16 protein-coding genes and 1 tRNA gene are annotated in these 20,837 nt (G+C 62.3%); 8 read left to right on the top strand and 9 right to left on the bottom strand.

Going from position 1 to position 20,837, the window contains the following annotated elements; genetic code table 11:
- Positions 1 to 36 precede the first annotated feature (36 nt).
- A complete protein-coding gene (locus AC6I6L_RS16845) occupies positions 37 to 600 on the bottom strand; it encodes a DUF420 domain-containing protein (protein WP_497918931.1) in 564 nt (187 codons plus the stop codon).
- Positions 601 to 769: 169 nt separating this feature from the next.
- On the opposite strand from AC6I6L_RS16845, the gene AC6I6L_RS16840 reads away from it, so the two are divergent.
- A complete protein-coding gene (locus AC6I6L_RS16840; protein WP_497918930.1) occupies positions 770 to 2,329 on the top strand; it encodes a DUF1508 domain-containing protein in 1,560 nt (519 codons plus the stop codon).
- Between the two features lie 226 nt (positions 2,330 to 2,555).
- Here the strand turns inward: AC6I6L_RS16840 and AC6I6L_RS16835 are convergent.
- Positions 2,556 to 2,640: transfer RNA gene (locus AC6I6L_RS16835), tRNA-Leu, on the bottom strand.
- Positions 2,641 to 2,775: 135 nt separating this feature from the next.
- Here AC6I6L_RS16835 and AC6I6L_RS16830 point away from each other — a divergent pair.
- Positions 2,776 to 3,312, top strand: a complete 537-nt coding sequence (locus AC6I6L_RS16830) for a helix-turn-helix domain-containing protein (RefSeq protein WP_497918929.1) — start codon at positions 2,776 to 2,778, stop codon at positions 3,310 to 3,312.
- Positions 3,313 to 3,386: 74 nt separating this feature from the next.
- Positions 3,387 to 4,715 (top strand): alanyl-tRNA editing protein, encoded by a 1,329-nt coding sequence (locus AC6I6L_RS16825; RefSeq protein WP_497918928.1) that lies wholly within the window; start codon positions 3,387 to 3,389, stop codon positions 4,713 to 4,715.
- A gap of 196 nt (positions 4,716 to 4,911) precedes the next feature.
- On the opposite strand, the gene AC6I6L_RS16820 is transcribed toward AC6I6L_RS16825, so the two are convergent.
- Together AC6I6L_RS16820 and AC6I6L_RS16815 are read right to left on the bottom strand one after the other, a co-directional pair.
- Positions 4,912 to 5,178 (bottom strand): elongation factor 1-beta, encoded by a 267-nt coding sequence (locus AC6I6L_RS16820; RefSeq protein ID WP_497918927.1) that lies wholly within the window; start codon positions 5,176 to 5,178, stop codon positions 4,912 to 4,914.
- Between the two features lie 9 nt (positions 5,179 to 5,187).
- Positions 5,188 to 5,367: an HVO_2753 family zinc finger protein gene (locus AC6I6L_RS16815; RefSeq protein WP_497918926.1), complete on the bottom strand. Its 180-nt coding sequence runs from the start codon at positions 5,365 to 5,367 to the stop codon at positions 5,188 to 5,190.
- Between the two features lie 511 nt (positions 5,368 to 5,878).
- On the opposite strand from AC6I6L_RS16815, the gene AC6I6L_RS16810 reads away from it, so the two are divergent.
- A complete protein-coding gene (locus tag AC6I6L_RS16810) occupies positions 5,879 to 8,200 on the top strand; it encodes a PAS domain S-box protein (RefSeq protein WP_497918925.1) in 2,322 nt (773 codons plus the stop codon).
- A 206-nt stretch (positions 8,201 to 8,406) separates the two neighbouring features.
- On the opposite strand, the gene AC6I6L_RS16805 is transcribed toward AC6I6L_RS16810, so the two are convergent.
- Entirely contained in the window at positions 8,407 to 10,254 is a 1,848-nt protein-coding gene (locus tag AC6I6L_RS16805) for a cation:proton antiporter domain-containing protein (protein ID WP_497918924.1), read from the bottom strand.
- Positions 10,255 to 10,424: 170 nt separating this feature from the next.
- Here AC6I6L_RS16805 and AC6I6L_RS16800 point away from each other — a divergent pair, with 170 nt between their 5' ends.
- Complete coding sequence (locus AC6I6L_RS16800) at positions 10,425 to 14,462, top strand: Eco57I restriction-modification methylase domain-containing protein (protein ID WP_497918923.1); 4,038 nt, start codon at positions 10,425 to 10,427, stop codon at positions 14,460 to 14,462.
- A 393-nt stretch (positions 14,463 to 14,855) separates the two neighbouring features.
- Here the strand turns inward: AC6I6L_RS16800 and AC6I6L_RS16795 are convergent, their stop codons facing one another.
- Positions 14,856 to 16,229, bottom strand: coding sequence for an ATP-binding protein (locus tag AC6I6L_RS16795; RefSeq protein WP_497918922.1), 1,374 nt, complete (start codon positions 16,227 to 16,229; stop codon positions 14,856 to 14,858).
- Between the two features lie 161 nt (positions 16,230 to 16,390).
- On the opposite strand from AC6I6L_RS16795, the gene nreA reads away from it, so the two are divergent.
- On the top strand, positions 16,391 to 17,692 hold the full coding sequence (gene nreA / locus AC6I6L_RS16790; protein ID WP_497918921.1) for a DNA repair protein NreA: 1,302 nt from the start codon (positions 16,391 to 16,393) through the stop codon (positions 17,690 to 17,692).
- A gap of 82 nt (positions 17,693 to 17,774) precedes the next feature.
- A complete protein-coding gene (locus AC6I6L_RS16785) occupies positions 17,775 to 18,050 on the top strand; it encodes a hypothetical protein (RefSeq protein WP_497918920.1) in 276 nt (91 codons plus the stop codon).
- A 45-nt stretch (positions 18,051 to 18,095) separates the two neighbouring features.
- Here AC6I6L_RS16785 and AC6I6L_RS16780 read toward each other — a convergent pair whose 3' ends face one another.
- From AC6I6L_RS16780 to AC6I6L_RS16770, 3 genes are all read right to left on the bottom strand, one after another.
- Positions 18,096 to 18,560: a DUF302 domain-containing protein gene (locus AC6I6L_RS16780; RefSeq protein ID WP_497918919.1), complete on the bottom strand. Its 465-nt coding sequence runs from the start codon at positions 18,558 to 18,560 to the stop codon at positions 18,096 to 18,098.
- 88 nt (positions 18,561 to 18,648) lie between these two features.
- Complete coding sequence (locus AC6I6L_RS16775; protein ID WP_497918918.1) at positions 18,649 to 19,341, bottom strand: CPBP family glutamic-type intramembrane protease; 693 nt, start codon at positions 19,339 to 19,341, stop codon at positions 18,649 to 18,651.
- A 6-nt stretch (positions 19,342 to 19,347) separates the two neighbouring features.
- Complete coding sequence (locus AC6I6L_RS16770; protein WP_497918917.1) at positions 19,348 to 19,632, bottom strand: DUF5789 family protein; 285 nt, start codon at positions 19,630 to 19,632, stop codon at positions 19,348 to 19,350.
- A 149-nt stretch (positions 19,633 to 19,781) separates the two neighbouring features.
- On the opposite strand from AC6I6L_RS16770, the gene AC6I6L_RS16765 reads away from it, so the two are divergent.
- Positions 19,782 to 20,756: a cell division protein CdpA domain-containing protein gene (locus AC6I6L_RS16765; protein WP_497918916.1), complete on the top strand. Its 975-nt coding sequence runs from the start codon at positions 19,782 to 19,784 to the stop codon at positions 20,754 to 20,756.
- Positions 20,757 to 20,837: the final 81 nt, after the last annotated feature.

Here is a 20,837-nt window from a genome sequence, read left to right as displayed (position 1 = left end):
GCCCAGAACACAGATTCGAGTCACTGGGTCTCGAGGTCAGTAGACCACGTGCAATAGCACGTACACGACGATCCCCAGCGAGAACGAGACCAGCCACAGGCTCGCGGCGAGTCGGCCGATGCGGGCGTGGCTCGTCCGGCGCAGTTCCTCGATCGGATGCGCAGCCGCGAGCAACAGCGCGTAGTAGACAAGCGGGATGCAGACGACCGCCAGCAGGATGTGAATCGCGAGCACCGGCAGGTAGACGAACTGATAGACCGTTTCGGGGCCGGGAAACGGCTGTGGGCCGCCGGTCGCGATCAGTCGGTACAGGTAGAGCACGAGAAACGTCGCGAACAGGCCAAACGAAGCGAGCATCGCAACGCGGTGTTTCTCGACCGCGCCGCGTCGAATCGCTCGCCAACCGAACGCGATCGTCCCGATCGCGGCCACACTGATCAATACGTTGATATGTGGAATCAGATCGAGAACCCATTGCGGTGCGGCCGGCACCGTCGACGATGGCACGCGACCGCCAGCCGCGGCGAAGACCACTACAAGTGAGACAACACTCAAGAGGGCGGTAAGAACGGTGACACGTTCTCGAGAGACGAATTCCATGTCCGATCGTTTGACTGCGATAGGAAAATGATTACTGTCCCATGTCGGCTGGCGGGTTTCTGACGGCGGCGTGAGGGGAGCTGTGTGGGACAGCGTTCGATCATGAACCCGAGAACGACAGTCTCCGACCCAAACGTATATCCGAACATAAAAGAAGACATGTATAATCATGGAAGAACCAGATCAATCGGGATCGCTATCGAATCTATACGAGCGGCGAATCGGGACACCCAGAACGAACGATGAAGTAAACGGCTATTGGCTGTTCGCCGCCGGCACGCTCACTGGCATCATCGGCATACTCCTGTTTTTCATGACGGAGGCAGCAACGGTCCCACGCGGGATGGCGTACGCGTTCGCGGCACTCGCGCTCCCGTTCATGATTCTCGGTGCTGTTATCAGGTTTCCGCTACGACGCGCCGGCACCACTATTGGATACCTCGGTGCACTCCTCAGTTTCGCCGCGGTCGTCTGGTTCGTTTCGATCTTCCCCGATCAGTGGTCGACGGTCTCGGGTCAGACCGGGATCGTTGTCCTTTACAGTCTCGGCGTCGCTATCGTCGCACTTGCGGGGACAGTCGTCCCGCTACTTACCAATCCGATCTACGAAGAACACGCGACACAGCAGGCTGACGCCGAACGACTGCGCGAGGAGGCGACCGAACGAGACGCCGAGCTCGCAGACGAGCGCGAGCGCGCAGTCGCACTCGAAGATCAGGTCGAAACGCTTCAGGCCGAACTCGACGAAATCAAGCAAAGTGCCGGCCGATTCGAGGTGTTTCAGGATCGGAGAAACGAGTACCGTTGGCGACTCCGCCATCGAAACGGCAACGTGATTGCATCCTCCGGTGAGGGGTACACGCGTCTCCATAACGCCCAGAAGGGAATGCAAAGCGTTCGGCGAAACGCACTCGGTGCCGGTGTCCTTCGAATCCAGCCCGAACCTGACGCGGATGAAACATCCGAACCGGCGGATGCAGCCGATCCCATCGTAGCGGTACCGACGGAAATCGAGGCCCTCGAGAGTCAAGCAACTTTCGAACTGTACGAGGACAACGGCGGCGAGTATCGATGGCGGCTTCGCCACGACAACGGCAATATAATCGCAGATTCCAGCGAAGGCTACGCCTCCAAGAGTGGTGCTCGAAAGGCCCTCGATAATGTGCGCAAGTACGTTGTACCGGCTGACTATCTCTGGTTCGATCCAGCGGGATTCGAAGTCTACTCCGATGCCGCCAGCCAGTGGCGATGGCGGCTCGTCCACCGCAACGGCAACATTCTCGCGGACAGTGGCGAGGGCTACACGCGACGTCACGATGCCAGCCGTGCGGTCACTCGGCTCCGCGATCGAATCGATGCCCTCGAGGTCGATGTCTACGAAGATGCCGGCAACGAGTGGCGATGGCGACTTCGGAGCACGAACGACAAGATCGTCGCCGACAGCGGCGAGGGATATGACTCACGGGGGAACGCCGACGACGCCGTCGAGCGTGTCCGGAACTACGCCCCGGAAGCCGACACCCTCGATATCGGCCAGGCAGCCTTCGAACTCTACGAAGACGCTGGCAGTGAGTGGCGATGGCGACTCCGTCACCGCAACGGCAACATTCTTATGGATTCCAGCGAGGGATACGCCTCGCGAAGCGGCGCTCGCGATGGCATCGAGAGCATCAAGCGCAACGCCCCGACCGCCGAAGCGACCGAATCTCAGACAAAAGCACAGCAGTAACTCGTTTTCGTCGTGATTCGGTTGCGGTCCGTGACTGTTCTCTATTGACTGTGTAATGAGGGGGAACCTCGACAGGAGGACCCTTGGACACACGGTACAGCCGCTCAATGAAAGTAGCGTCGGAAGGAATTGTGCGTGGGTGATGTCCGCGAAGGGAAATCACCTGCATCGTTGTGCTCGACGGCGTTGCCGTCTCACGTTTCGCGGGCTTTGCCCGCGCTTGCGATGCGTGGGACCGGATTTGAACCGGCGGACCCCTACGGGACAGCGCCCTCAACGCTGCGCCGTTGGCCTGGCTTGGCTACCCACGCTCGCGTTCTCTTTCTGCACTCGAACGTATCCAGTGTGATTATAAAAGCCCTTTCCTTTGGGTCGATGCCTGCGGCGAGGTCACACGGAAGCGGGGCAAGCGGTGATTTAAAATGTGGCAGTTGCCAAAGTGTAACATGGCCAAATACTCGACCGGTTCGTCCGGCGGTGGCGGCGGGACGAACTGCGAACTCTGCGGAGCCGAAAGCGACTCGCTCCGACGGGCGACGGTCGCCGGTGCCGAACTCGAGGTCTGTGCCCAGTGTGCACCACACGACGACAGCCAGACCCGTAGCGGCGGCCAGGGAAACCGGGACCGACGCGCCAGTTCCGGCGGTTCCACCGGCTCTCAGGACGAACCCAATCGACGAAAAAAGGCCGCTCAGAACGTCGCGAAGGCGAACCCAGTCTGGGACGGCGACTCCAAACACTGGGAGAAAGACGGGACGAACTACGACGACGACCCGCTTCCCTATCTCGTCTCCGATTACGGCGACGCGCTCGTCGAAGCACGACAGGAGGCCGGTCTCCAGCGATCGGAACTCGCCGACGAACTCGGTGCGCGTGAAAAGGATTTGATCGCGATCGAACAGGGGCGGGCGACCCAGGCGGGCGTCGGCGGCGGCCTGATCGACGCCTTAGAGGAGCGACTCGACGTCGAACTGGCCGAGTAGCGGCCGAGTAGTAACGACACGCGACTGACCGAACGGCGAGCAGATTTTTAATGGCGGCCCGCTGACTACGACCGATGAGTGGGCAACGGGCGGCAGCGGAGCCGTACACCACGCGGTTCGAGACGGAAGTTCTCGCGATCGATGGCCGACGGGTCTGGCTCGAAACGAGCTACTTCTACGGCGAGAGCGGCGGCCAACCCGCCGATCGCGGGACGATCGGAGACGCTACGGTCGAGGACGTCCGGTACGTCGACGGCGAGCAGATCCACGTCCTCGCCGCGGAGCCGACGTTCAGGCCCGGCCATCGAGTGCTGTGTTCGATCGACTGGTCGTTTCGGATGTACTGTATGCGAGCCCATACCGCTAGTCACGTGCTCTACGGGGCTGGCAGGCGACTTCTCGACGACCTCGGCTACGGCGGGTTCGACATCAGCGACGAGACGGTTCGAGTCGACCTGGAAACCAGTACTACCATCGACGACGAGACGCTGCTCGAACTGAACGAGCGGGTCAACCGGATCGTCTGGGAGTCTCGTCCCGTCTCGTGGCGGGAATTGTCGACCGCAGACGCACGCGAACGCGACGAAATCGAGTTCAACGACACGACCGAGGACGACCCAGCGGACGGTGAACGCGTCCGGATCGTCACGATCGGCGGCGAAGACGAGAACGCGAACGGTGGCCGTCAGACCGGGATCGGCACGACCGTCGTCGGAGGGAATGCCGGTGAGCCGTGGGACGTCGCCGCCTGCGGCGGGACGCACGTCCGGAACACGCGCGAAATCGGGCCCGTGACGGTGCTCGATCGATCGAATCCCGGCGACGGCCTGACGCGGATCGAACTCGCCGTCGGGCCGAACGCGATCGAACGACGGACGACCGAGAAGCGGACGGCATACGGCGCGAAGCGGGCCCTCGGGACCGGGATCGACGCCGTACCGACCGAACTCGATCGTCTCACCGATGAACGCGACGATCTCGCCGCGAGGCTCGCGGAGCGGGAGCGATCGCTCGTCGAGGCCAGACTCGCGGCGGCCGAACCGGTCGATCGAGCGGGTGAAACGTGGATCGCGGCGCGCGTGGGCGACCTCCCGTCCGATGCGGTGAACGAGGCAGTTCGAGCGCAGGTCGCCTCGGATACGGTCGACAGCGGTGCGCGTGTCGTCGTCGCCGTCAGCGGCCGCGACGGCGAGCGACCGTCGGTCGTCGTCGGTGCGTCCGGCTCTCGATCGGCAGCCGCAATCCTCGAGGAACTGATCGACCAGTTCGGCGGCGGTGGCGGGGGCACGGATACGGTGGCACAGGGTGGCGGATTCGACGCGTCACCGGCGGCGGTCGTCGAGGCGGCTATCGGCACACCGACCGACCCGATCGCAGCCGAGAGTAGTGGTGGAACCGAGTGATCGTCGTTCGTGAGTCGCCGGTCGAGTGAACGGCCTCGTTCGATATCGTGACCGCCGAACAGCCGGCCTCTCCCGACAGCGAAAAAGAGGTCGAGAGACGAATTCCGTCGTCACAGTACGATCCGTGGCCACTCGGCGAGCCGGTGGCTCGAATCGATCGGTCGCGGTGAGAAGTGGGACGCGAAAACGGCGTCCGTTAGATGCGGCCGACGTTCTCGACGCCGACGCTTTCGACGCCGTCGACGTCGGTGAAGTTCTCCTCGACGGTTTCGGTGCCGCCCGACCCGTCGGGGACGATGACGGTCGGGTACAGTGCGACGAGGCCGAACGCGACTTCCTCGCGCTCGACGCCGTTGATCTTGGCACCCTCGGGGAGGGCGCTTTCGAGGCGTTCCTGGAGCGCGTCCAGATCGATCTCGGGGCTGTCCGGCATGACCTTGATTTTGGCAGCTACTTTTCCCATTGTAACACCTTACGGACCGGTGAATCCGCAGTCGGGACACTCATAGAGGTTGCTCTGCTTGCGGCACTTGGCACAGCGGTAAATCTGTGCGCCACAGTCGGGACACTTGAACGCAGCCGCGTTCGTGCCTGCGATGTTGATCCCACAGGAGACACAGGAACGCGTCTTTCGGTCGTCCGTCGTACTCATATCTCCCACTTCCCGCCCGGCGTTTTTAACGGTTGTCTTTCGCCACTCGGCTGGGACTGCCCGCGATCGGCGGGTCGAAGCCGACGACTCTCGATCGCTTTCAGCCGGTGTTTTCTGGACTGGAAAACGCGGTGATGGGTCTATTATGTCGGGTCGCCAAGACGGAGATACGGCCCAGCGCGATGACGTGCCCGGCATCCGACTGGGTCGTGCCTCTGACACCGTTTTTGCGATCGATGTCCCCTGTGACGCTGTCGCCGCCCGTCGCTCGATCGTGAGGCGACTCTCGGTGGATAGCAGGTGCTCTCGACAGTCCGACGTGGAAGATTACGAATATGCGCCGGTCAGCGTCCAAGACGTAGAGCACGGATTCGCCGCCGCTGCCCTCCGCTCCCGTCAGAGTTTTCCGCCCTTACAGCGTGTGGGAAACAATGACACCCGAGGCTATCGATGACCTCTCCTCGCTACCGGAAGGGTGGAGGAATCACACACTTCCGGTGAGTGAACGCTGGTGAATCAGGACGATCAGTTCCGCGCGCTCGTGGAGGCCATCGAAGAGTACGCCGTGTTCCGCCTCGACCCCGACGGCTACATCGTCAGTTGGAACGCTGGCGCCGAGCGCATCAAAGGCTATCGGACCGAGGAGATCCTCGGCGAGCACTTCTCGACGTTCTACACCGAGGAGGAGCGCGTCGCTGGAGTCCCCGAGGCAAACCTCGCCAGTGCGGACGAGCATGGATCGGTCGAGGACGAAGGCTGGCGCGTCCGGAAGGACGGGTCGCAGTTCTGGGCGAACGTCACGATTACGGCCATCCGAGAGGACGGTGGCACTCTCGAGGGGTACGCGAAGGTCACCCGCGACATGACCGATCGGCGGCGGGCCGAAGAGGAACGGAGCCTCCACTTCTCGGTCAGCCAATCGATTGCCGAAGCGGCCACGCTCGAAGGAGGGTTGCAGGCAGCACTCGCGGACATTTGCCACTACACGGAGTGGGTCGTCGGCCAGGCCTGGCTTCCAACGGAACGCGGCGTCGTCGAACGACTGTCCGCCTACGCCCAGGACGACGCGTTCGAGACGTTCGTGGACGCCTCCCGCGAGTTCACGTTCGAACCCGGCGAAGGGATCCCGGGGCGCGCGTTCGGCTCGAGCGAACCCGTGTGGTTCGAAGACGTCACTTCGGTGACGGAGCGCGAGTATCCGAGGACCACGCTGGCCGCTGACGCGGGGTTGCAAGCCGGGCTGGGCGTTCCCGTGCTCGCCGATGGCGACGTGGCCGTTGTACTGGAATTTTATCTCGCTGAGCGCCGCAAGAAGGACGCGCACCTCGTCGAACTCGTCAAGTCCGTTGCGGCGGAACTGGGGGGACTGGTCGCGCGTCGCCAAGCCGAGGACGAACGCAACCGCGAGCGCGAATTGCTCACCGAGGTCATGGCGGCCGCCCCGGTGGGGATCTCGGTGCTAACCGCGGACGGCGACATCGAACGGATGAACGATCGGGCGCGATCCATTCGGGGAGATATCGACTTCCAGGGTCGAATGGAGGAGATTCGAACGTTCTACGACCGAGACGGCCGCCTGGTCCCGGCCGATGAGCGGCCGTTCGCCCGCGTCGTCCAGACCGGTGAGCCAGTCTACGACTGGATCGGACAGGTCGAACTCCCGGATGGCAATCGACAGTGGCTCTCCGTCTACGCCGCCCCGATCGAGGATGACACGGGCCGACTGGATCGCGTCGTGATCGTCGAAGAGGACATTACGGAGCTTCGCGAGCAGTACCGGGCGATCACCGAATCGGTCAACGACGTGATCGTGACGATCGACACGGAGAGTACGATCCGATCGATCAATCCGGCAGTCGAGAGCGTATTCGGGTACGCCCCCGAGGAGCTAACCGGTGGCCCAGTAACGGAGCTGATGCCCGCGGAATACGGCGAGCAACACCGGGAAGGGATCGAACGCTATCTCGAGACGGGCGAGCGCAACCTGGACTGGGACTACATCGAACTGCCGGGGCTTCGCGCCGACGGCACGGAGAGTTCGCTTGCCGTATCGCTTAGCGAGATCGAGTATCGCGGAGAGCGATACTTCACGGGAATACTGCGCGATATTACCAAGCGCAAGGAGTACCAACGGCGACTCGAAGAGTCGAACGAACGGCTCGAGCAGTTCGCCTACGCGGCCTCCCACGACCTGCAAGAACCCTTGCGGATGGTCTCGAGCTACCTCCAGTTGCTCGAAGACCGATATCAGGACGAACTCGACCAGGACGCCGAGGAATTTATCGACTACGCAGTCGACGGGGCCGACCGAATGCGCAGGGTGATCGACGCTCTACTGGAGTATTCACGCGTCGAAACCAGGGGCGAACCCTTCGAGGCGGTGAACCTGGACGCGGTGCTCGACGATGCTCTCCGCAACCTCCACGTTCGGATCGAGGAGAGCGACGCCGAGATCACGACCGGATCGCTTCCGACAGTGCGTGGCGACGCGAATCAGCTTCGACGACTGTTCCAGAACCTGCTCGCGAACGCAATCGAATACAGCGACGACGAACCGCCACGAGTGTCCGTGTCCGCCGAACGGGAGGGACAATACTGGCAGGTTGCGGTCACCGACGAGGGAATCGGCATCAATCCGGAAGACCACGAGCGCGTCTTCGACGTATTCGAACGGCTCCATACACGCGAAGAGCACCCAGGAACGGGGATTGGACTCGCCCTCTGCGAGCGGATCGTCGAGCGCCACGGCGGCGAGATCTGGATCGACTCGGAACCCGGCCAGGGTGCGACCGTCTTCTTCACGCACCCAGTCACGAGCGAGCACGAGGATTGACACCGAATTCCGCCACGTTGGGGTCCCGTACCGCGTTCGTCTCTACCTACCAGCGAGACCGCTCTGCTTGCGAGCCACACACCCGCGCCGTAGCCATAATCACGTCTCTTTCAGCATACGGTGGGTGCTGAAACCACGTTCTAGAATGTTCCGCTCGTCTCCGTCTCTCGCCAGCACCGCCTGCACCCGGAGTTGCGTTCGCCGTCTCAATCGTGCGGGTGGAAGCGACGAACGGCCTCCTTGACGGCCTCCTCGCGGCCGAGAAACGTCACCATGTCGTCTTCTTCGAGCGTCGTGTCGGCTTCCGGGACGTACGTCTCCCCGTTGCGGGCGATGACGGCGACGATAACGCCGTCCGGAATGTCGGCGTCCAGGTCCGCGATTTTCGAGCCGACGAGGTCCGCCGCGGTGACGCTGATCTCCTGGGCGTCGTGGCCCTCACCGAGTTCGGTCATCCAGTGGGCGAGTGCCGGCCGCTCGATCTCGTTGTCGAGCGACCAGGCGGTCGCGCTCGCGACGTCGATCGCGCGCACGTCTAGCGTCTCGAAGGCGTCGACGTTTCCGGGTTGGTTCACCCGCGCGACGACCGTCTCGACGTCGAAGGTCGTCCGGGCGAGCTGGGAGACCAGCAGGTTGGTGTCGTCGTCCGCAGTCGTCGCGACGACGATTCTGGCCCGATCGATTCCCGCCTCGCGAAGCGTATCCGGCACCGTTCCGTCGCCGTGGACGGCGGTGTAGCCGTCCTGTCGAAGGCTTTCGACCGTCCGCTCGTTTTCGTCGACGATGATGACGTTTTCGCCGCGTTTCTCCAGTCGTGTCGCGAGCGCCCGGCCGACCCGGCCGCCGCCGATGATGATCGATGGCATTGGAACAACCTCGAAGTACTCCGCGATCTGGCGGGCAAAGCCCGCCTGAATGACGACCGTGAGGAAGATGACGAGAAAGACGGTGCCGGCGAGGGTCTGGGCGGCCTCGAACTGGCCTGCCGTCTCGAGTTCGATCGCGAACAGCGTCGCGACCGACGCCGGGATGATCCCCCGCGGGCCGACGAACGAGAGAAACAGCCGCTCCTCCCGGCTGAACTGGCGATCGGTCGCGGAGAGGGCGACGAGAATCGGGCGGACGAACAGGGTGACGGCGACGACGACCGCGATACCGCCGAGACCGAGACCGAGCAACGAGCCGAAATCGATCAGGGCCGCAAGCGAGATGAACACGAAGGAGAGGACGACCAGCGTGAGGTCGCGGTTGAACGCGAGGATCTCCTCACGGTGAGGGAGGTCGAGATTGCCGAGGACGAGACCGGTCGTCGCGGCCGCGGCGACGCCGGTTTCGGGGAACACCGACTCAGCGAGACCGAAGGAGACGAGCGCGCCGGTAAGCGTCACCAGCCGCGCGATCTGCGGGGCGTCGCCCGCGGGCGCTCGCACCTTGACGAGCAGGTACCAGACGACGATCGCGATGACGACGCCGATTCCGATGCCGGCGGTCAGCCGCTGGACGAACCCGACGGGAATCAGCTCCGGCGTGTCGCTGACGACGAACACCTCGAAGATGACGATCGCGAGGACGGCCGCCGTCACGTCGTTGATGATCCCCTCGGCTTCGAGGGCCGTCTCGACGTGATCTCGAACCGTGACGACGTCGAGAATCGGCGTGACGACCGTCGGGCCGGTCGCGATCAACAGCGCCCCGATCAGGAACGCGATGTCCCACTCGGTGCCGAGGAAGATCCGGACCGCGGCCGCCGTCCCGAGGAAGGCGATCGCAGCGCCGACCGTCGTCAGTCGTCGAACCGCCTGGGGTGCGCGCTCAAGTTTCTTTCGGCGGAGGTGAAAGGCCCCGTCGAAGATGATGATGGCGACGCTCAACCCGACGATCGTCGAGAGACCGTCCCCGAAGGTCTCGATCGTCACGAAGCTCAGCCCCTCGGGACCGACGAGCACGCCGATCGCGATCAGAAAGAGGACGCTCGGCACCTGCAGTCGCTTTGCGAGCACCTGGGCACCGATCCCGAGGGCGAGAATGCCGATGACAACCGGGAGAACCTCCACGTGTGTCCGTACGTTCTCAAGAGACACGGATAAGTCGATCGCCTATCACGGTGGCTTCTGCCCGCGAGCGGCGCGAACAGTGGTGGCAGTCGGGTTGGCAGTGGCAGAGATGACCAGTGGCTGTGGGTACCAGTGGTTTCTTAGGCTGACAATTCCACGTAGCGGATAGCATGAGTCAGGCGACGCTCTCCGATCGGCCGTATACGAACTCGAATCTCTTTTCGGGCTACTATCTCGACGAGCGGGTGCAAGACCGCGAGGAGTGGAGCTGCGACGAGGCGGCCCAGGGCGCGATGGAGGAGTTGCAGGCGCTGTACGAGCACGAGTCGGGGCTGGTCGAGAGCTACAAGGAAGATCCGTTGATCGACAACTGGATCGACGAGGTGCTCGACGTGCTCGGCTTCGGGACGAACGTCGAGACGACGCTGCCGGGAGGTGGGGGCTACGTCGACGTGCTCCTGTTCGAGGATACGGCCGCCCGGCGGGACGCCGCCGAGGTGTACCTGCGAACCGAGGACACGACCGACCTGTTCGACCGGGGCGTGGGGCTGGTCGAGGCCAAGCAGTGGGACGCGGACTTCACGGCGCGCTTTAGCGAGCAGCGGCCCTACCGGAACGCCTCCCACCAGATCAAACACTACCTCGAGCGGACGCCGGAGTCGATTCAGTGGGGCGTGCTCACGAACGGGCGGAAGTGGCGGCTCTACGGGACGAACGACTACGAGACCCAGACCTACTACGAAGTCGATCTGCCGGAACTGCTCGAACGCGGGGATCTGGAGGCCTTCAAGTACTTCTACGCGTTCTTCCGGCCGGCCGCGTTTCGCACGTCGGGTGGGACGGCGTTTCTCGATGCGGTCTGGTCTGAAAGCGAGACGGTCGCCCAGGAACTCGGGGAGGACCTTCAGGACAACGTCTTTACGGCCCTGCGCGTGCTCGGTCGCGGATTCACCGAGACGAACGATCTGGCGATCGACCCCGACGATGAGGAGGGGCTTCGGGAACTCAAAGAGCAGTCGCTGGTGTTGCTCTACCGGCTGATGTTCGTCCTCTACGCCGAGTCTCGGGGGCTGATTCACCCCGACGGGGCGGACGCGATCGACGAGTACGAGGAGAACTTCAGCTTAGACGAGTTGCGACTCGAGATTCACGACGAGATCGGGGAGGTCGACGACGGCTTCGCGGACGCCTACAGCGAGTACTCGACGACGATGTGGAGTCGGCTGGAGGACCTGTTTCGGCTGGTCGACGAGGGCGAGGAAACCCTCGGGATTCCGCCGTACAACGGCGGGCTGTTCGACGCCGATCGCCACGAGTTCTTAGCGGAGAACGCGATCAGCAACCGGTATCTCGCGGAGGTGATCTACCGGATTTCGACGACGGAAAACGACGAGGGGCGGTACGTGCTGGCCGATTACGCGGACCTGGATACGCGCCACCTGGGCAGCGTCTACGAGGGGTTGCTCGAACACCAGTTCCGGATCGCGCCGGAGGCGTACGCGGCGGTGGCCGCGGACGGCGGGCAGGTCTGGAAGCCGGCGACGGAGGTGTCGGTCGCGGAGGCGGTCGAGACGGTCGATGCGGGCGGGCTGTACGTGGTCAACGACGAGGGGGAACGAAAGGCCACGGGGGCGTACTACACGCCGGATTACGTCGTGACGTACATCGTCGAGGAGACGGTGGGGCCGCTGGTCGAGGAGATCACCGCCGATCTGGAGGCGCAGGGATTCGAGCCCGGCACCCACGAGTATCTGGGGGCGTTCTACAGGCGGGTGACGGATCTGAAGCTGCTCGATCCGGCGATGGGCAGCGGGCACTTCCTGACGCGGGCGACGGAGTACCTGGCAGAGCGGGTGATGACCGAGGTTCGGGAACTCGACGAGGCGACGGCGTTCGACGAGCAGCGGGTGCGCCGCGATATCGCCAAGGAGTGTATCTACGGCGTCGATCTGAACGGGATGGCGGTCGAACTCGCGAAGCTGTCGATGTGGCTGGAGACGCTGGCGGCGGACCAGCCCCTGGCGTTTCTGGATCACCACCTCAAGGCGGGCAACTCGCTGGTCGGTTCGGACGTGACCGAGGTGCTGTCGAGCGAGGCCGACTCCAGCGACGGGCAGTTGACCCTCCAGCAGGCGCTGGCGCGCGTGCGCCAGGACACCCTCGAACACGTCATGGAGCGGATGCAGGCGTTACTCGAGATCGACAACGAGACGCTCGACGACGTGAAGTCGATGGAGGAACTCTATACCGCCGTCCGCGAGGATCCGTTCTACCAGCGCCTGTTCGAACTCACCACCGTCCACACCGCCGAACGCTTCGATCTGGACGTTCCCGAGGGAGCCTACGAACGTATGGCACGGGCGGTCGACGACGACGCCGAGTGGGCCGCCGTCCGGGAGGAAGGCTGGTTCCAGACGGCCCAGGCGATGGCCGATCGGGAGTCGTTTTTCCACTGGGAACTGGAGTATCCGGAGGTCTTCTTCGGCGAGGACGGCGAACTGCGGGAGGATGCGGGCTTCGATGCGGTGATCGGGAATCCGCCTTGGGTCGATATTAAAGGATTAGAAGATCCTGAGGTTATATTCAAATTCTTTGAGACTAGTTATAATAGAGTGAATATCTATGCTGCATTTATTGAGCGCTCGACTCAACTACTAGCTGAAAAATCGAAATTTGGTTTTATAACTCCAAACTCCTATCTCACTCAAAGTTCGTATGAGAAACTCAGGAGACATATCTTGAAAGAACACAATATTAAGACAATTGTTCGACTACCGGATGGCGTTTTCTCAAATGTCACGATGGAGACTGCTATATTGACAAGTGAAGTGAGTTCTACTAATACCGATAAATACACTGATGCAATCATATTTCCTCGAGAAGCAGAAATAGAGAAAATCAGTGAAAAAACCGGGGAAAGACATAAATGCAACATTGACCGGTGGGAAGACACTGATGATTTGATATTTGACATATTCACTTCAGAATCAGAGCGAATGGTGATTAGTCAGATTGAGAAATCTAGCCAAACTATTCAAGAAAAATTTGAGTCATGCTTAGGTCTGACACCATATGATAAACATCAGGGACACAACAAAGAACAAATTGAAAACAGGGTTTTCCATTCGAATACAAAGGAAACCGATGATCACTATCGAATCACAACCGGAAAGGGGATTAACAGATATCAATTACAGTGGGAAGGTGGAGAGTGGATAAAATACGGCGATTGGTTAGGAGCTCCACGCGAAAAACGATTTTTCACACAACCACGATGCGTAGTTCGCCAAATCGTTCCAACAGAGGGTCGTGGAATTTACGCAGCATACTCTGACGAGACACTATTCCATACTCAAGTAGGGTTTGTTCTTCTTCCGGATAGCGATAAATGTCCTTCTAAAAAAGCACGAGCACTAACCGGCCTTCTAAACTCAAAATTGCTGACCTTCTACCACAGAAAACGGTTCTTGGACGAAAACAAAGATACTTTTCAAAAAATCCTAATTCAAGATGCAGTAAACTTCCCACTTCCATCTGAATTCCACAGTCGGGATGATCTACTCCAGAGTATCACACAAATAGAGAAGGATATTAAAAAACTCGACTCACTAAATAGGAACGTTCTAGATCACCTCGGCTCCTACTCGGACGGCCACTCCCTCGCCGACATCGGCCTCGCCCAGCCCCCAACCGGGGCCGCCGATTCCATCCTCACCGACACCGCCGCCGATCGCGCAAACCTCCGCATCGGCACAGTCGCGATCGATCGCCAGTCCCCCACGTCCGTCGAAATCCGGCTTACCGCACGGTACAAGCCCGAAGACGAGGACGCCTTCGAGACCGATCGGTGGGGGTACACCGAGACCGACCCGCTGCCGGCGTTGCAGATTGCGGACCTCTCGGAGACCGAAGCGGACCTGATCGAGGCGTTCGTCCCCGTGGCCGTCGACGAAGCCGGCGGCTTCGCGAACTTCCGCGAGACGGCGACGAAAACGAACTCGCCGATCGATCGACTCCGGAAGCTGACCCTCCCCGCCGTCGAGGACGTGCGCGACGGACTGGCGAGTTACGTCCGGACGAAAGAGCGCGCCGAGGAACTGGAGTCCCAGATCGAGCAGACGGACGCGCTCATCGACGAAATCGTCTACGAACTGTACGGATTGAGCGAGGAGGAGATCGCGATCGTCGAGGAGGCTGTCGAGGAGTAGAGCCGCGAGCGACGGCGGGAGCGAGCGGGGTTTTTTGGTCCAGATTTTTTGCGTGGGCGCGGGACCACGTCCCGCGAATCGTGCGAACGGGCAGCGCCCGTGAGCAGGGTGGTGAGCGGAGCGAACCCGAACGGAAAAAAGGTGGGAGTGAGATTGCGATCGTCGAGGAGGCTGTCGAGGAGTAGAGCCGCGAGCGACGGCGGGAGCGAGCGGGATTTTTTGGTCCAGATTTTTTGTGAGCGCGGGACCACGTCCCGCGAGTCATGCGAACGGGCTGTGCCCGTGAGCAGCGTGAGGTGTGAGCGGAGCGAACCCGAACGGAAAAAAGGTGGGAGTGAGATTGCGATCGTCGAGGAGGGGGTGGGGGAGTAGGACCGACACGCACCTGACGAGTCACACTGCGGAAAGCACGTCAGGCAAGTTGTAGAGACGAACGTCGTTACGGGCCTCGGCTCTGGATATGAGATCGTCGGTGTAGCCGGATCGACTGAACAACACGTACAGTGGTTCGGCGTCTGCCGGTTCGTTTGCCCATCGTACCTCCGTCGTCGTCCGTTCGAGATCCGAGAGGACGCCTTCACTCACCGGCCGGGACGTGAATTTACACTCGCCGGCCACGAGTCCCTCCTCGCTCAACCCGACGACGTCCAGTTCGTGCGCTTTGAACCACCACTGACCAACATCGGTGTACCGTCGATCGACCAATTGCGGCAGCGCACGCTGACAGAGTCGTTCGAACAACGGGCTTACGTGGTCCGCAATCTCCGGTTCGACGACCTCCTCGTAGGCATCTTCACCGAGCATGCGAAGCCGATCTTGAGCGCCGTATACGAACCGGAACCAAAACCGGAACAACGGCGCAGCGATGCGATACCGGCCGCGTTTCGACGCCGTCGGTGACTCCGTCACGGGAATGTGACGCTCGACGAGACGGAGCCGACGGAGTTTCTGCAGGTACGTACTGAGCGATCCTGACTCCACTCCGGCCATCCCTGCGATCTCGTTGGGTGTTCGGCGGCCGTGTGCGAGCGCTCGAAGGATGCTGAAATACGTATTTGGTTGTCGAAGTTCCGTCCGGAGCAGGAACTCCGGTTCCGAATACAGGAGTCCCCGCTCGGAGAGGATCGTCTGCTGGACGTTCGTCGAAAGGGACTCCCCAGGGTCGATCGTCTGGAGATAGTGAGGCGTCCCACCGTAGACCGCCCACGCGACGATCGCCGTCTCGGCGTCATACGCCGGGAAGAATCGACCTGCATCACCGGCCGAGAGTGGTTTTAGGTCGATCGTCGCCGTTCGGCGGCCGTACAGTGGTGCACTCCCGGATAGCACCTTTTCTTCCATGACGCTAATCGATGACCCGACGAGCACGAGCGTCATCTCCGTTTCCTGTAACTGCGTGTCCCATACCCGTTGAATCCGAGACGGAAGTGACTCATCTTCCTCGATAAGAAACGGGAACTCGTCGATGACGACGATCGCATCTTCCTCCCCGAGCGCTTCGAGCAGCGCCTCCCAGTCACGGCGAACGTTCCGCATCGATGGGAACTGCGTCGTCCCCACGTCGACGAACTGTTCGAGTTGATTCTGCGCAGTCGACTCGATCGCCTGGTAGTACATTGCGTCGTCTCGGTCCGTGATAGACTGCCGGACTAACTCGCTCTTTCCGAGCCGCCGCCGCCCGTAAATCACGACGAACTCCGCCGTGTCGGACTCGTAGCACGCAGTGAGTCGATCGAGTTCCTCGTCTCGATCAACGAATTCGACCATACGACACTGTGAGTCCGTATCCAGATAGAACTATCGAATTTGGAAATCCTGATTTCCGAAATCGTAATTTCTGCTCCATCGCTACCGGACCCGCGAGTCGATCAGACGAAACCGACGCCGGGAGACAAAATACTTTGCCGCCGCCCGCCTCGATCGACGTAATGCGCCTCGACGACTACATCGAGGATCTCGAACCCGACGAGGAAGCCGAGCGACGGCGTCTCGCAAAGGAGAAATCCTACGCGATCACCGACCACCTCTCGGCGTTCGAGCAGAACTTCGAGCGGGCGCTCTCGGGCGACACCCTTGTCGGCTCGACAGCCCCCTCGATCTTCGTCGGGCGATCGAACTACCCGGACATTCCAATCGGACTCCTCTCACCCGTTGGCGACGAGGACGCCGCCGAGGAGTACGTCACCGACGGCGCGTGGTACCAGCAGGGCTATGCGATCGAGGACGTACTCCAACGCCGAACCGGCCTGTTGAACTCGAGCAAGCGCGCGAACGTCGACTCGCCGGCGATCGCGAGCCGACTCACGCCGAACGTCCACGACGCCTGGGACGGCTTCGTCGGCGTCCAGCGCGAGGTGGCGATTGCTGACCGACCCGTCGACTTAGAAATCGGTCTCGACGGCACGCCGGATCTCGGCCTGGATGCGGGGACGGACGTTGCCACGCCCCGCGGTCCCAGAGCGAACGCCCGAAACGCAGAGTTACGGGAGAACCCCTACGTCCCCAGACCGGTCAAGAAGACGCTGGAGGACGACGACTGGCAGGCTCAGGGGGCGATGACCTACCTCTACCGGCGCGGGTTCGACGTCTACGACATCAACTCGATCCTCTCGGCGGGCGCGCTCGGGGAGGCCAAACAGCGTCGTCTCGTCCCGACCCGGTGGTCGATCACGGCCGTCGACGACACGATCGGGCAGTTCTTACGCGGCCGGATCAGGACCGAACCGAGCATCGACGAGGTGCAGGTCTGGGCCAGCGAGTACATGGGCAACCGCTACTGGGTCGTCCTCGCGCCCGGCCGCTGGGAGTTCGAACTCGTCGAAATGAAAGCGCCGGGCAGCATCTGGAACCCGAATCCGAACGATGACGTCTGGCTCCAGAGCGCCAGCGAGGGGTACGAGGGTCGATCGAGCTACGTCGAGGAGACCGCGGGCGCGTACTACGCCGCTCGACTCGGGGTGCTCGAACACCTCGAATCGGTCGGCCGGCAGGCCAAGTGTCTCGTGCTCCGGGAGGTCAGCGACGACTACTGGGCACCGGTCGGCGTCTGGCAGGTCAGAGAGAGCGTCCGAAACGCCTTCGACGGTCACTACGGCGAGGCCGAGACGTTCCACGACGCGGTCTCCGAAATCGCGACGCAGTTGCCGGTGTCCTACGCCCGACTCCAGCGCAAATCCGAACTCGCCGCGGGCCTCCAGACGAGTCTGGACGCCTTTTCGCGATCGAACTGACCGCGATCGGAATGCGGCGTAACCGACCCGAAACCGTCCGTGGGGGACAACGCCTTTTACCGAACGGCGACTGTACGGACGTATGTCCCTGTCCGAACTCACCCCGGTTCCTGCACTGATCCCGGGCGAACTGGTCACGGCGATGGCCGTGCTCTTTTTGTTGTTCGGCGTCCCGGCGATCTGCTTCGGGCTCATCATGCTCTACACCGGCTACGTTCGGTACGACGCCGAGCAGTACGTCGACGAACTCGAGGCTGAGGAAGCGGCGGCGGCGACCGTCGACGCCGCGCGCGAGCCCGGAGCGAACGCGGAGACGCGAACGGCCGGGACGGGCGAGGAAAATAGCGGCGATCGCTGACTGGGCGCGGTCGTCGAACGCGCGTTCGAGACCGATCGCGGCCGGTCACTCCGCCGCGTCGTCCGCGACGGAATCGAGTTTCTCGAACGTCTCTTCGACGAGGTCGCCGGTCGTGTCAATGATCTCGGCCCACGCGTCGTTGTCCGGGGCCATCCCGAGCAGGCGGGCGATCTTCATGATCGAGACGTGGTAGACCCGCTGGCGGCCCGGTTCCTCCTCCCAGACGATCACGTTGCAGGGAAAGAGGCCGCCGATGCGCATGGTCTCGTCGAGCGCCTGATCCGCGACGGAGGGGTTGCAGGCCCCGAGCACGTAGTAGGGATCGCGGTCCGCGTCGACCTTCTCGTTCAACAGTTCCGACGGCGAAAACTCGACGGGGATGCCGAAGCCGACTTCCTCGCAGACCTCGCGGACGTGTTCGATCGCCTCCTCGTGGTCCATCTCGAGGCTCGCCTGTTTCTCGCCGTACTCATCGGGATCGATCGTCGCCGGGTCGATGGGAAGGCTCATACGCGATACATCGGCGGGGAGTTACAAAAGCACCACCGTCGGGCGCCTCGCCCGAAGCGGTTCCCTTCGCACGACGAATCGATCGTTCCTATATCGGCACCGGGAGCCACTCGAGGGCCGTCAGAAATGCCGTCGGATCGAACAGCGGGTCGTGCAACACGAGCCAGTCCAACAAAACGAGTCCCGCGCCGTGGGCGATCACCGACGGGAGGATGGAGTTCGATTCGTAGTCGACCGCCCCGAAGAGGACGTCCGTCGGTCCCGAGAGCAAGAACTCGATCGGCGGCTTCGAGGAGTGGTGGATCATGTAGACGACGGGGCTGATGAGCACGGCTTTGAACCCGATCTCTCGGACGCCGACACAGAGCAAACCGCGGTAGTAGGTTTCGGCGGCCAGCGCGAGCACGAACAGCTTCACGGCGTGTGGCAGAAACTCGCCGGGTGCGGCCGAGGTTTCCCACATCGGGTAAAATCCGCGAATGGTCGGCAGGGTCGAACCGACCAGGTAAAACGGCAGGACGAACATCGAGAGTAACACGGCGTTGCGGACCGCGACGCGATTAACGTTCCAGCCGATGTGTCTGCCGTGTGTGAGACCGAGGACGAGCGGGCCGCCGATGAGGAGGACGCTGTCGACCACTGCGCGAGCGCCCAGTTCGCTCGGGACGAACCGCATCCACAGCAGCGTCAACAGCCCACCGGCCAGTAGCGACTTCTGGAACCACGTGAGCCGATCGAACTGCGCGCGAAGCCACCCCGTCTCGTCCGTATCGATCGCCACGGATCGTTACTCGTCCGCGGTCGGGATCGGACCGGTGCCGATGACCTCGCGGACGTGGCCCTCGAACTCCTGGCGGCGCTGGAAGTACGTCTCGTCGACGTCCTCGAGGACGGCAGACAGCTCCTGGGGTCCGTCCGGGGTCCGAATCACGCTCTCACCTTCGAGTCGATCGACTTCGCTTTTCTCCTTCGGCCAGCTCAGACGCGAGGTGACGCGGGCGAGTGGGGCTCCCTCCACGGGAGTGTGTGCTCCGAGTGATACGGTCGGTTCCTCGTCGTCCTCGTCGCTCATGGTCGATCGTTCTCGAGGGTGGCGATTCAAGCTTTCGTTTTGCCGAGTCGGACGATCGGTCGATCCGCGCTGTTTTGTCCGTCTATCCTCTCTGATTGACGACGTGTGTCTGACATACCGTTTAGTGGTATGATCGTGAATACGCTCGCATGACTAGCCTGACGGAGGTTTACAACGGGAGTGAACGGACGGTGACGAGCCTCCGACGGCTGTACGCGGGAACGGCCCTCGTCTGCCTCGGTGCGGTGCTCGCGGTGGTTGCCGTGCTGGTCGCGACGACCGACCTCTTCGCGGGAGTTCTCGGTGGCCACTACGCGGCCGTACGCGCCGCGGGGGTGCTGGCGGGGATCGGCGTCCCGGTCGCCCTCGTCGGCGTCTTCGTCGTGTTGCCGGCGGGTCGGCGCGTCCGGGCGGCCGCCGCGATCAGTTCGAGCCTCTGCCTGCTCGGCGTCGTCCTCTTCTGGTACGCCTATCCGGACCACTGGCGGGGCTACGGCGACGACCTGACGCTTCAGGTCTCAGCGATCTACCTGCTCGGACTCGTGACCGCGATCTGGTGTCTGTTCACCGCCGTGGTCAATTTCAAGACCCGAAACGATCCCGGCGGGATGCTCGAAATGAACGTCACGCGGCACAACCAGACCGTCGTCGAGGTCGACGAAAGCGAGACGACGGGCGGATTCGGCGGCATCGGATTCCTCAGTGGAACGCCCGACGGCGACGTCGAAACGCAGACGAACGCGAATGCCGCCGAGGACGACGGCGCGGCCCTCTCGTTCGACGAAGACGCGACCCGAGCCGCGTCCGGATCGACGCCGAGCGAGTCGGCCGCCGGCAGCAGATCGACCCCCGCCCGTGCCGGCGCGGCGACCAGCGACGGCGGCTCGTCGACCCAGGACATTTCGTCGCCGCTCGATCGCACTGCCGGCGGCGATGGCCGCGACGCGGAAATCGTCGATCCGCCCGCAACAGCGTCGCCGGAAGCGCCCACCGATCGGTACTGCGGCAACTGCACGCACTTCGAGTACGTCCGATCCTCGTCGGGGATGGTTCCCTACTGCGCGCGTCACGAGTCAGCGATGGACGACATGGACGCCTGTGAGGACTGGACACCGAATCGGTAGCGGACGGCTGTTCTTTTCTTTCGAGACGGCCCGTCGACTGCACGGACCGCGATCGCCGTGGCTTCGATATGTCGGATGGTA

This window comes from Halosolutus sp. DAT137, assembly GCF_059736405.1.
Note: the sequence above shows the minus strand (reverse complement) of the source record. Positions and strands in the feature narration are given on the sequence as shown.